Raw genomic sequence first — 12,174 nt, forward strand, 5'->3', positions numbered from 1 at the left:
TATAGAAAGAGAGGGCGGGTAAAAACAGACGAATTTCCACAGAAAACAAGGACAAATTCCTGATATTTCACCTGGGAAATAACAAATTGGTTCAATTTTAAAAGAATCATAGCTTTTTTGCCGGAAACTAAGCCGTTGTAAGTATCCTGCTGACAGACGGGCATCTGCCTGAATTTTTCACATAAACTGGAGATGAGGGGAGGTGCGGAATTTTTGGAAAAAGTACTGCTGTTTTGTGATCCGGGAATTGATGACTCAGTGGCGATTATGTATGCCCTTCTGCATCCGGATATTGAGCTTGTGGGAATTGTGACCGGTTACGGAAATGTGGACCAGGAACAGGCAACCAACAACGCCGCCTATCTTCTGTCCCTTGCCGGACGGGAAGATATTCCGATTTATGCCGGTGCTCGCTTTCCTCTGTCAGGGGAGCTGGCGGTGTTTTACCCGGAAATTCACGGGGAAAACGGGCTCGGCCCGATTCAGCCGCCGGACGAAATCAAAGGGGACCTGCTGAACTTTACCGATCTGTTTGATGTGATTGAACAATACGAAGGTGAGCTGACGATTGTGGATGTAGGGAGGCTCACATCCCTTGCCATGGCGTTTATCCTCGGCGGGGAAGTGATGGAAAAAGTGAAGCAGGTCGTAATCATGGGTGGTTCGTTTCTCAACCCGGGAAACGTGACGCCACTAAGTGAAGCCAACTTTTACGGCGATCCGATCGCGGCAAACCTGGTGATGGCAAGAGGGGAGCGCGTGACCCTGGTCCCTTTGAACGTCACAAACTATGCCATCGTCACTGATCGCATGATCACCGACGTTACCCAGGAGGAGTTCAACAGCTTTACAGCGCTCATTGAGCCGGTCTATTCGTATTATGCCGATGCCTATGCCGTTCTTGTGCCGGAGATTGAAGGGGCGCCGTTTCATGACGTGGTGGCACTCATGACCCTCGTGGAGCCCGACATGTTTGATTACGCTGAAAAGCCCGTGAGCGTCTCCGCCGATCCGGCAACGCGGGGTCAGAGCATCGCCGATTTTCGCCCAAGCGCCGAGTGGGAGGAAGAGACGCCCGTTGTCCGGGTGGCCATGGATTTTGTTTACGACCGGTTTGCGAAAAACTTCGTTCAAACGATGAAGCTGGGAACCGAGTAGGGCGCCTACTCGGAAATGTCCCAGCCGAGGGCCATTTCTTCAATTTCCTTTCCGCCCATCGTTTCCGTCCGTTTTCCAATCGGGCGGCCGCCGATCCGGGCGTAGAAGCGGACCGCCGGGTTGTCTTTCACGACCCAGACCATGATCGAATCGTACCCTTTTTCCCCAAGAAAGGACGTGAGGCTGTTCGTAAGCTTTCGTCCCACACCCTGACCCTGGGCATTTTTTAATACATACACGGCGTAAAGTTCAGCGTCAAAGCCGTCAAATTTATCCGGTTCCCGGTTCGGTCCCCCGGTAATAAAGCCGACCACTTCACCGCCATCGGTTTCGGCGACAAAAATGGCCCGGTCTTCCAGGGCAGCGGCGAGGGCACCTTTCCACATTTTTTCCTGCCTTTCATACGTTCTTCCGTCCAGGACTTCATCCGGAATGATGCCTTTGTACGTTTCATTCCAGCTGTCCACATGAACCCGGGCGATGCCCTTTGCATCACTGGTTTCCGCTTTGCGTATGGTGATCATGGTTTTCCCTCCTGTAGGCTTCCCGGCACGCTTTCGGTGAAACACCGCGGTGCTGTCTGAACGTCCGGGCGAAGTAATTGCTCGATATAAAGCCGCACTGCGCGGCGGTTTCCTTTATGGATAATGTGGAATCCCGGAGAAGGGATTCGGCTTTTTTCAGCCTCACACGGGTGAGGTACGGGCGAAAGGACATCCCTTCCCGCTTTTTCAGTTCCTCACTGAAATACCCGGGACTCTGGCCGATTGCCTGTCCTACCCTGGACAGACTGAGCTTCGGGTCCTGATACTGTGCGTTTATATACAGAATTCCCCTTTCCACTGCGTCCATACTCCCAGGCTCCCGGCTCACGTGGGTGATGGTGTCCTGAATAAACAGGTACAGATCCTGGACGATCCCGTGAAGGGTCGGCCCGTGGAGGATTGTCCCGTAAAGTTTTTCGTAAGCCGCTTCATCGTCACCTCTGTCCAGGCGGTACGTACGCATGTAGCGCCTCACCTGGGCGAGAATGCTCGTGAGCCGGGTTCTCATAAGCTGTGGCTCGGGGTACGGCGCGTCGGAATGAAGAAGGTTCGAGTAGAGCCAGTCCTTGACCCGGTCGAGCTCCCGGTGTGCGAGCATGTCCACCCATTCCCGCTGCTCGTTTGGTGTTAAAAACGGATCGATTTTTTTCCAACGGAGCGGTCTTTCGAAGGCAAACAGCTGTCTGTATCCTTTGTAAAAGGTGATGGGGATCAACTGCTTTGTCTCCTGATATAGGTGATGGATATCCGTTGATCCGGGTGTATACAAAATGGCTGCCAGGGCGGTGGAGGGGTGATTGCTGTTCCACACGTCCAACAGGCGGTTCGCTTCTTTTGCCAAATCAGAAGCCCCCTGGTCGCTTATGGCGATCGTCCAGTCACTGAGGGTAAAGAACGTACTGGAAAAAGACTGCTCCCTGAAAAAACGGGAGAGCCGCTCCCGGCTCCGGCTGTTTGACGGGGCAAAGGCGACGGCGTTGTACGGACGGTCCTTGGGCTCTTTTTTCACAAACAGGTCGTCGTACGTAAGTGTGGCGGCATTTGAAGCCGGAGGTTCATAGTGCCCCGTTTTGGCTGCCGCTGCGAGGAGGGCCTGAAGCCTTGCGGGGGCGTGGGGCTTGATGAGCAGGTCCAGGGCGTTCATATGTAAGGCCTGCATCGCTTTTTCAAAGGTCGGTTCGGCGGTGGTGGCGATGATGGCTGTTTCTCTGAGGCCCATAATCCGTGACTTTGCACGGGGATCTGAAAGGAGGTCCAGTTCAAGGATGAGCACGTCAGGTGTGGTGCCATCGAGTGCGGCGAGGAGCTCCCCGCAGCTGTGGGCGGGCGTAATGGTTTTCATATTTTGTGATGAGCGCTCCGCAAACCACTTGAGCCCTTGGCATTCGGCGTGGTCGCGGTCGGCGATGAGCAGTGTCGGCATAATGATCTCTCCTTGAAATAGGGTTTCGAGATTGGGGGAGAGATGTCCTGCTTCGGGGGAGATAGCCGGGTATTTTTGTATGAATTATCCATCGTTGCTACAATAGGGGGAAGAGGGGGAATGGTTGTGAATATTGAGATTGACTTTCTGCACTTTGGTCTGCTTCTCCTTACGGCGTTTTTGTTTTACAAGAGGGGCGAGAGGGAGGACTGGGGTTTTCTGAAGATGCTCGGGTATACGAGAAGGCACTGAAAAAGGTCGGTCTTTACCTTTTCCAGTGCCTTTTAAGCAATGAGCGTAACGGTTGCATTTTTGAAAAGCCTGTTATGAGTGGGTTTCTCGTAACAGGCGAGCAACCGAATGGAGCCATTGCAACTCAAATAAAGGCAGTGAAAAAGTTGTTTTGTACTAATTCAGTGGCCTCATACCCTGCTCGGGGGCTTTATTTTCTGGATTTTCATTCCCATTCCGGTGGGAATTGTCTTTGCCCTGATGATTGCGAAGAATGCGCCAGTAAATAAAGAGAATAAGAGAAACACAGCCATTGTGGGGCTTGTGATCAGCTTGTTTTTCTGGCTTATCTAGAATTTTTATAGAAGCGCCGGCGCACAGCGCGTTTGTTATGCACCGGTGCTCTTTTTTCCATACAGTCCTGTAATTGTAAGACACGTGAGAAAGGCCACAGTTGTGACAATGGCGGCAAACAACAGTCCGATTGCAGCCATAAAGGTGTCCTGTCCTTCATAAGACGGCTCAAGAGTCACGAAAAAGTACCCGAAGAGCACGGTAAGAATCAGATAAACGCTGCTTCCCGTTGCACTCATTTTAAGACGGTTTTCTTTCGTTCCGCGCCATGTTTGGCTGAGAACGACCCACAAAAGGATGCTTGCGATGACGGCCCCGGTCATCACAAACAAATGGACGAATGGAATCAGGACCAGGGTAAGGAGATATAGAAGAAAGCCCGTGGTGAAAAACAAGGCGGTATTCAGAGCGAACAGGAACAGTCCTGCCAGCCAGTGGTTGTAAAACCAGGTTGCCTGGCTCAGCCTCTGTACCATTTTGCTGGTTGTCCCGATCTTGTTCATTAACGTTTTTTTGTAAACAAGAACCAGCACGATACCGAATATGCCGGTCAGCAAAAGCAGTGACATCTCCTCACCCTTTCTGTGTTACTCATCTTTATCGTCTTCATACTCAAGGATATCCCCAGGCTGGCAGTCAAGGGCTCTGCAGAGGGCTTCCAATGTGGAAAAGCGGACCGCTTTTGCTTTTCCGTTTTTTAAAATTGACAGGTTGGCCATGGTGATGCCGACTTTTTGGGACAGTTCGGTCACACTCATTTTCCGTTTTGCCAGCATTACATCAATGTTAATTCGAATTGCCACGCTCTCACCTCAAACCGTCATATCGTTTTCTGACTTTATTTTCAGTGCATTCCTAAGCAGCTCCTGCAGGACCGATGCAAACACGAAAATGACAAAGCAGGAAAAGAGAATAGTCACCCCGATAAGGATAATTCCGGGATGGAGGGCCCCCTGGAGGGCAAGAAAAACGAAGCCTGAAATATACAGCGCCATAATGACTGTGGCACAGTTTTTAATCTGGTTTAACGTTTTTACCCCTGACTCTGAAAAGGCGTTGTTTCTGTCAATGCAGCGTAAAAGGCTAAATGCCTGATACAGTGCAATGTAAAAAGGGATCGCGGTAGCATAGAGACCAAGGAGAACAGGGTACTTCAAATGAGAAAACTCCGGGTTCATGGCCGCAGTGCTGTTGGCAAGAGGCGGCAGAACAAACACGCACATGGCGAGTAGGATCAAGCCGATAATCACAAGTGCACTTTTTAAAAAGGGAATGGAACCTCGCTTCATATACACCCTCACCTCATCTGTTATGGTAATTTTTATCATATACCTTGATTTATTGTTTATCAATAAAAAATTATTGTTTTGACATAAAACGATGCACCCGGAATCTGAAGACTACTGGGGTAGTGATGATGCATAGGCAGTTCTTGAACAACCAGGGATTGCTCTTTTTTTATGGGGAGGGGTTACAATAGCCGTTCTTTTTTTGCTCTAAATATAAAGTGAAGGGGCCGAAGAATTTACTCTTCGGCCCCTTTTTAAATGCGATTCATACTGTAAAAGCACTTTCTCCCAGGTACCTATAACCTCCGCCTTTTTTTCACATGCAGAAAAACGTTATAGATAAACACAAAAATGGCAACGGATAAAAGAGTGACACTCACCGGCACAAGAGGGAAGACCATGCTCATATCCGTGAGTTCGAGAAGAAGGCCGGTGAGGAACAGAGGAAGGCTCGTGTTGTAAAGCCAGAAATGAAGGTGTGCCAGCTTGTTTTCGCCAGCCTTCGGAAAGAAGTGATAAATGATACCCGTAAGCGCAAGGGAACACCAGCCGAGTACGGCAGTGATAATGGAGAGAGGACCCGCAGTCTGATCGCCTGCCAGCGTCATGTACGTGAGAACAGCGATACTGACGACAAAGTAGACAACAGCCGTTTTAATAAAGCGGACGCCCATACATTCACCCCCCTATTCCGCAATAGTAGAGTATATGCAGAAAATGAGGCATCTTTCATGATAAATTCAAATGAATATACCCTTAAGTCAGTTTACCTGAGCTCCGCTGAACGCCATCCGCTCGCCATCCGCGACGGTGCCGGTGAGCCTTCGCGGGCTATGCCCTGCGGGGTCTCGCCTGGCCCCCACAGTCGCAGGAGTCTCACTGCTGGCGTCCAGCGGAGCATAATACTAAAAGGATTTCATTACACTTCCGATTTAGTAAAGTTAAATTAAAGCTGTTTTCGGATAAATTGTTGCTATAAAAATTGGATCGAAAGGCGGCGACTCCTGCTGGAATAGTATCGACTGAAGACCGTATGGTGGTTTCGGAGTACTTATCTGAACAAATTGACTTTTTTTGTGGTCCTGGTGTTTTCCACTAGGAGGCTGAAATGATACCTACTGTGGAAAAAGTCCGCCTGTAGCAAAATTTACTATTGTAAGAGCAACAACCTTGGGAAAAGAGCGTAAAAAAAAGACCTGGAGAACCACAGGGGCTCTCCAGGTCTTTTAACGTTATCTTCTATTCATTTCAGTAGGCTTCGGACCTTTTCGCTCACCGCGGTCGAGCTCGTTAATGGCCTTCATATCGTCAGCCGAAATCTCGAAGTCAAACACATCGAAGTTTTCCTTGATCCGGGAAGGGGTCACAGACTTTGGAATCACGATGGAATCGTTCTGCAGGTGCCAGCGGATAACCACCTGTGCCGGTGTTTTGCCGTGTGCGTCAGCGATTTCCTTCACAACCTCATTTTCAAGAACGTCACCGCCCTGCATAAGAGGACTCCACGATTCCACGAAGATGTCGTGCTTTTTACAGAACGCCTTCAGTTCGTTCTGGGCAAAGTACGGGTGACACTCTACTTGATTCACCACAGGCTTCACATCGCACTCATCAAGAAGACGCTCGAGATGCTCGATGTCAAAATTACACACGCCGATCGCTTTCACCTTCCCGTCGTGGTAGAGCTTTTCCATCGCTTTATATGTATCCACGTAATCGTCATATTCCGGTGTCGGCCAGTGGATCAGGTAAAGATCAACATATTCTGTGCCGAGACGCTCAAGACTTTCGTCAAATGCTTTCAGGGTCTCGTCGTACCCCTGGTCGGAGTTCCAAACCTTCGTAGTCAGAAAGATATCTTCACGTGGAACACTGGACTGGCGCAGCGCCTTTCCAACACCTCGTTCATTTTGATAAATCATCGCGGTATCGATGGAGCGGTAGCCGGTATCAAGGGCGTTTGTCACAGCCGTCACAGCACGGTCATCTTCAACCTGCCACACGCCAAAACCAAGCTGAGGCATCTCAAGTCCGTTATTTAACGTAACGTTAGTCATCGTGTCATTCCTCCTGTTTTGTCGATTCACGGAATAGTATAGCACAGGCATACAGAAATAAAGAAAAGAAAGCGCTTCAGGTTGACTAAATGTCAGAATGTTTAATAAAATAGAAAGGAGATATCCAAAACTAAAGGGTGTTGATGCTGCCTCCATGCTCTTCGCTTTCCGTGGGGGTGCCGGTGAGCTCATATTCTGCCAGGCACTGGATTAAAGAGGTAGAAACGGGCTTGGTTTAATGATTGTGTTAAGGTCTTGTTGTATAAAATTGTTGAAGCGAATGCGCGACACTCCTGCGGGAGGAGCGAGTTCCGGGGAGACCCCGGAAGCGCAAAGCGCTGAGGATCGAGCCGCCCGCGGAAAGTGCAATGAGCGGAAATTAACTATTCAAACAGAAAAAGGTGATGAGCCATGGAAGGCTTCATTCTGAAAATAACAAAAGAGACCCGGACAAAAAATCGGATGTGATTTTTTGACCAGGTCTCTTTTTTCGTGCTTTATTTCGGTGCATGAAGAAAGGCAGGGGGAAAAGAAATGGTGATTTTAACAGGAAACGACATGACACTCACGCTTTTTGAGCGGGTGGTTAAGGGAAAAGAATGCGTGGCCGCAGATAAAGAAGCCATGAAAAGAGTAACGGCAAGCCGGTGTGCTGTGGACCGGATCGTCAATAACGGAGAAACCGTCTACGGCATCAATACAGGATTTGGAAAATTCAGCGACATCGCCATCGCAAAAGAGGACGTGGTCAAGCTCCAGCGGAATCTGATTCTTTCCCACGCGTGCGGAGTAGGGGAGGCGTTTCCCGAAGAAGTATCCCGGGGGATGCTTCTCCTCAGGGTAAACACGATGCTAAAAGGATTTTCCGGCGTCCGCCCGGATGTGGTCAATCAGATTATTGCCTTTTTAAATGAAGAAATTCATCCGGTCGTCCCGTCCCAGGGATCTCTCGGGGCAAGCGGCGACCTGGCCCCGCTCGCCCATCTGGCACTCGGCCTTTTAGGGGAAGGGGAAGTGGTGGCGAAAGGACAAAAGGTTGCCGCGCCCCAGGCTCTTCATGCAGCCGGACTCGAGCCTCTAGAACTTCAGGCAAAAGAAGGTCTCGCCCTGATCAACGGCACCCAGGCCATGACGAGTGTCGGTGCTCTTGCCTGGCTCGAGGCGGCACGGCTCTTTGATCATGCCGACAGGGTTGCTTCCATGACCATGGAAGGACTCCGGGGAATCATCGATGCCTTTGACGAGTCGATTCATCTTGCCCGGGGTCATGAGGAACAGATCCGGACAGCCGCTTCCATCCGGTCTGTTTTAGCCGGCAGCAGACTTGTCACGAAGCAGGGGGAGCTGAGAGTGCAGGACGCCTATTCGCTTCGGTGTATTCCTCAGGTCCACGGGGCGAGCAGAGAGGCACTCGGCTACGTAAAAAAACAGCTGGAAACGGAAATGAACGCGGCCACAGACAATCCCCTTATTTTTGATGACGGGGAAAAAGTACTGAGCGGCGGGAACTTTCACGGTCAGATGATCGCCCTTGCAATGGACTTCCTCGCCATCGCCATGGCCGAGATGGCCAACATTTCAGAGCGCCGGATTGAGCGCCTCGTCAATCCACAGCTGAACGATCTGCCGGCCTTTTTAAGCCCCCGCCCAGGTCTTGAATCAGGGGCGATGATCATGCAGTATGTGGCCGCCTCACTCGTTTCGGAAAACAAAACCCTCGCCCACCCGGCGAGCGTGGACTCGATCCCGTCATCTGCCAATCAGGAAGATCACGTGAGCATGGGCACGACCGGCGCCCGCCATGCCTGGATGATTGCCGGCAACCTCCGGCGTGTTATCGCCATCGAAGCGATCTGTGCCATGCAGGCCGTGGAGTACCGCGGGGTGGATAACATGGCAGCACAGACACGCGCGTTTTACGAAGCCGGCCGGAAAGTCGTTCCTTCTATTAAAGAAGACCGGGTTTTTTCAAAGGATATCGAGCGGATGGCGGCGTGGCTGGGGGAAACCGTTACTATGGCCTACTAAACCGGTAATAAAACCACTAACCGTTGAATCTTGAAACGTAAGTGTAGAAAACAGCGAGCCAAGTGTAAAATCACCCCGTCTAAGTGTTAAAACCGACCACCTAACTGTAAAAGCCCCCCGCCCGAGCCCGTTAATCCCGCTAAATGAATTAGAGTTGTTTGAGAGTAGCCTAATATCTGCACAAAAAGGCCTGGGGCTCATCTCCGGGGCTTTTTTTGCGCTGGAAAAATGCATCAGCCCCCAGGAGTCTGCCTAACTGTTAAATCATGAAACGTAAGTGTAAAAAGCAGCGAGTCAAGTGTAAAATCACCCCGCCTAAGTGTTAAACCAAAACGACTAACTGTAAAATTCCCCTCCTCACCTGTAAAACCCCTCCCTTCTATGCATCCCCCTTCCCATCCCGCGCCAAATCCTCTATCATGTACTGTGGATAATCGGACATAGTAAGAAAAATACATAAAGGAGACCGCCTATGTGGGAACTGCTCGTCCTCATGCTGGAGCGCCTTGGCATCATCGTCATGGTCGCCTTCATCATGACCCGGATTTCATACTTTCGCCAAATACTGGACCGCTACGATGTCACATTCACCCAGCGCCTGAAAATCACCATCCTCTTCGGCTTGTTCGGCATCATCGGCACCTACACCGGACTCGCCGTGAGCCCGAACCAGCAGACCTTTTCCGTCTGGACGTGGGACCTCAATGAAGACGAAGCCCTCGCCAACTCCCGGGTCATCGGGATCGTCGTGGCCGGACTTCTAGGCGGCTGGCGGGTCGGCACCGGAGCCGGCATTATCGCCGGCGCACACCGCTACGCCCTCGGCGGCTACACCGCCTTTGCGTGCGGCATCTCCGCTGTAGTCGCCGGCATGCTCGCCGGACTCGTCCACCGGTTTGTAAAAAAGAAACGGATCGTCTCACTCCCAGCAGCCCTCGGCGTCGGCGCTCTTTGCGAAGCGATCCAGATGGGCATCATTCTGCTCGTGGCCACACCCTTTGACCAGGCCCTGGCCCTTGTTCAGATGATCGGCATGCCTATGATCCTTGCCAATGGCGTGGGAGCGATGATTTTTGTCCTGATCATCAGAAGTGTCCTCCGGGAAGAAGAGCGGATCGGAGCCGCCCAGACCGAGCGCGCCCTCCGTATTGCCGACCGCACTGTGGGCCACCTCAGAAAAGGTCTCACACCGGAGTCCGCCCGGGCCACATGCGCCATCCTCGTCAAAGAAGTCGGCGCCGTGGCTGTATCGATTACCGACAAAACCCGGATCCTCGCCTTCGAAGGACGGGGTAAGGACCACCACCCGGTGGGGAGCGAGATCCAGACGCCCGCCACAAAACAGGTAATCGAAACAGGCACCATCATTGAAGCAAAAGAAAAGGACATTGGCTGCAGTAAATCCCGCTGCCCGATCCGCGCCGGCATCATCGTCCCCCTTAAGCAGGAAGGGGACACGATCGGCACCCTCAAGTTTTACGTGAGCTCGGAAAAAGAGATCACTCCGACCAAACGGGAACTCGTTAAAGGCGTGTCTTTATTTTTAAGCAACCAGCTCGAACTTGCCCGCGTCGACGAACTCAAAGCTCTCGCAGGCGAGGCCGAAATAAAGGCGCTCCAGGCCCAGGTTAGCCCGCACTTTCTCTTTAACGCCCTGAACGTGATCATCTCCATGATCCGCATCGACCCGGCACACGCCCGCAGGCTCCTGCTCCACCTGTCCCGTTACCTGAGGCAGAACCTGACGAGCATGAAGCGTGAGCGGGCCACACTAACAGACGAGCTCGACCACGTCCGCGCCTATATGGCCATCCAGGAAGCCCGCTTTCAGGACCGCCTCAAAGTCACCTACGACCTGGACGAAACGGCCATGGCCCTCACCGTCCCGTCTATGACGCTTCAGCCACTGGTGGAAAATGCCATGAAACACGGCTTTGAGGGTAAAAAAAGAAACGGTTATTTCGAACTAGATATTCACGTCAAAAGCGAAGACAGCGGAGCCGTTCGTGTGGAAGTCACAGATAACGGCGCCGGCATAGGCAAGGAGCGCCTCAAGGAAGTCAAAAAGCAGCCGGTGGAATCACAGGAAGGAACCGGACTCGGTTTGTACAACGTCAACCGCAGGCTTGTTCTCATGTTCGGAGATGCAAGCGAACTCCACGTGGAAAGCGGCGAAGCAAAAGGCGGGACCCGTGTCTGGTTCCACGTGGTGAAAGGAGGAGAAAGCAAATGATCCGTGTAGTAATCGTAGACGATGAACCCCTGAGCCGGGACGAACTCGCTCACTTATTATCGGAGTATAAAGATATGGAAGTAGTGGGGCAGGCAGGATCCGGAGAAGAAGGCCTCGAGCTCAGCCTGAAGCTGAGTCCTGACGTCCTTTTTCTCGACATCGAAATGGCCGAGATGAGCGGCGTGGAACTGGCGAAATCCCTCCAGCAGCTCAAAAAAGTCCCCGCCGTCGTGTTTGCCACAGCGTACCCGGACTATGCCGTCAACGCCTTTCGCCTGGAGGCCCTTGACTACCTCCTCAAGCCCTTCGACGAAGAACAGCTCGAAGAAACGGTGGAGCGGATCCGTTCTTTACACAAAACCGCACCCGAAACGCCGTCAAAAAAGGTGTCCCGTCTGGCCGTGGAACACGACGAAACCATCATATACCTGACCCCGGAAGAAATCGATTACTGCTTCCGGGAAGGAAAGGAAACGAAAGTGTGCACACGTGAGCGCTGCTACTCCAGCCGCTTGACTCTGCGTGAACTTGAAGAAAAACTCGGTGCCCACTCTTTTTTCCGGACCCACAAAGGGTATCTCGTAAACCTGGAGCAGGTCGAGTCACTCACCCCGTGGCTGAACGGCGCCTACCAGGTAAAAATGCGCGGCGGCACGGATGACATCCCCGTGAGCCGGAACTATGTAAAAGAACTGCGGCAGAAGCTGGAGCTTTAGTGGACGAACCCCGTTAAAGCTCTTGCCGACTCCGGTAATGACATAATGAATTCCCATAACCTCAAACCGATTCACTGAAACCGCTGTCATTTGAAGCGCCATTTATGACACGTGAAGGGCTGTTTTCGACATGTTACGAC

At 51.7% G+C, this 12,174-nt stretch carries 12 protein-coding genes; 5 read left to right on the forward strand and 7 right to left on the reverse strand.

Annotated features, from left to right (window positions below):
• Positions 1-213: 213 nt before the first annotated feature.
• Positions 214-1,158, forward strand: coding sequence for a nucleoside hydrolase (locus tag JSY36_RS05875; protein WP_205165645.1), 945 nt, complete (start codon positions 214-216; stop codon positions 1,156-1,158).
• A gap of 5 nt (positions 1,159-1,163) precedes the next feature.
• On the opposite strand, the gene JSY36_RS05880 is transcribed toward JSY36_RS05875, so the two are convergent.
• Both JSY36_RS05880 and JSY36_RS05885 read right to left on the reverse strand, forming a co-directional pair.
• Positions 1,164-1,682 carry a GNAT family N-acetyltransferase gene (locus JSY36_RS05880; RefSeq protein ID WP_122901046.1) on the reverse strand — a complete coding sequence of 173 codons (519 nt, stop codon included), beginning with the start codon at positions 1,680-1,682 and terminating at the stop codon, positions 1,164-1,166.
• A complete protein-coding gene (locus tag JSY36_RS05885) occupies positions 1,651-3,126 on the reverse strand; it encodes a helix-turn-helix domain-containing protein (RefSeq protein WP_205165646.1) in 1,476 nt (491 codons plus the stop codon). The genes JSY36_RS05880 and JSY36_RS05885 overlap by 32 nt, the downstream gene beginning before the upstream one ends.
• 126 nt (positions 3,127-3,252) lie before the next feature.
• Between JSY36_RS05885 and JSY36_RS20635 the strand changes: the two genes are divergently transcribed.
• Entirely contained in the window at positions 3,253-3,378 is a 126-nt protein-coding gene (locus JSY36_RS20635) for a hypothetical protein (RefSeq protein ID WP_272873254.1), read from the forward strand.
• 368 nt (positions 3,379-3,746) lie between these two features.
• Here JSY36_RS20635 and JSY36_RS05890 read toward each other — a convergent pair whose 3' ends face one another.
• The 5 genes from JSY36_RS05890 to JSY36_RS05910 form a co-directional block, all read right to left on the reverse strand.
• Entirely contained in the window at positions 3,747-4,280 is a 534-nt protein-coding gene (locus tag JSY36_RS05890; RefSeq protein WP_205165647.1) for a hypothetical protein, read from the reverse strand.
• Between the two features lie 18 nt (positions 4,281-4,298).
• Positions 4,299-4,514, reverse strand: coding sequence for a helix-turn-helix domain-containing protein (locus JSY36_RS05895; protein ID WP_205165648.1), 216 nt, complete (start codon positions 4,512-4,514; stop codon positions 4,299-4,301).
• Positions 4,515-4,523: 9 nt separating this feature from the next.
• Positions 4,524-5,000, reverse strand: a complete 477-nt coding sequence (locus JSY36_RS05900; RefSeq protein WP_122901054.1) for a DUF2975 domain-containing protein — start codon at positions 4,998-5,000, stop codon at positions 4,524-4,526.
• Between the two features lie 296 nt (positions 5,001-5,296).
• Positions 5,297-5,674 (reverse strand): cytochrome-c oxidase, encoded by a 378-nt coding sequence (locus tag JSY36_RS05905; protein WP_205165649.1) that lies wholly within the window; start codon positions 5,672-5,674, stop codon positions 5,297-5,299.
• A gap of 558 nt (positions 5,675-6,232) precedes the next feature.
• Positions 6,233-7,057, reverse strand: coding sequence for an aldo/keto reductase (locus JSY36_RS05910; protein WP_205165650.1), 825 nt, complete (start codon positions 7,055-7,057; stop codon positions 6,233-6,235).
• Between the two features lie 534 nt (positions 7,058-7,591).
• Here JSY36_RS05910 and hutH point away from each other — a divergent pair.
• The 3 genes from hutH to JSY36_RS05925 all read left to right on the forward strand — a co-directional run bounded on the left by hutH (position 7,592) and on the right by JSY36_RS05925 (position 12,034).
• Positions 7,592-9,085 (forward strand): histidine ammonia-lyase, encoded by a 1,494-nt coding sequence (hutH, locus tag JSY36_RS05915; protein ID WP_205165651.1) that lies wholly within the window; start codon positions 7,592-7,594, stop codon positions 9,083-9,085.
• Between the two features lie 472 nt (positions 9,086-9,557).
• Positions 9,558-11,318: a sensor histidine kinase gene (locus tag JSY36_RS05920; protein WP_205165652.1), complete on the forward strand. Its 1,761-nt coding sequence runs from the start codon at positions 9,558-9,560 to the stop codon at positions 11,316-11,318.
• Positions 11,315-12,034 (forward strand): LytR/AlgR family response regulator transcription factor, encoded by a 720-nt coding sequence (locus JSY36_RS05925; protein ID WP_205165653.1) that lies wholly within the window; start codon positions 11,315-11,317, stop codon positions 12,032-12,034. The genes JSY36_RS05920 and JSY36_RS05925 overlap by 4 nt, the downstream gene beginning before the upstream one ends.
• Positions 12,035-12,174 lie beyond the last annotated feature (140 nt).

This window comes from Alteribacter salitolerans (genome assembly GCF_016901055.1).
GTDB classification, from domain to species: domain Bacteria; phylum Bacillota; class Bacilli; order Bacillales; family Salisediminibacteriaceae; genus Alteribacter; species Alteribacter keqinensis.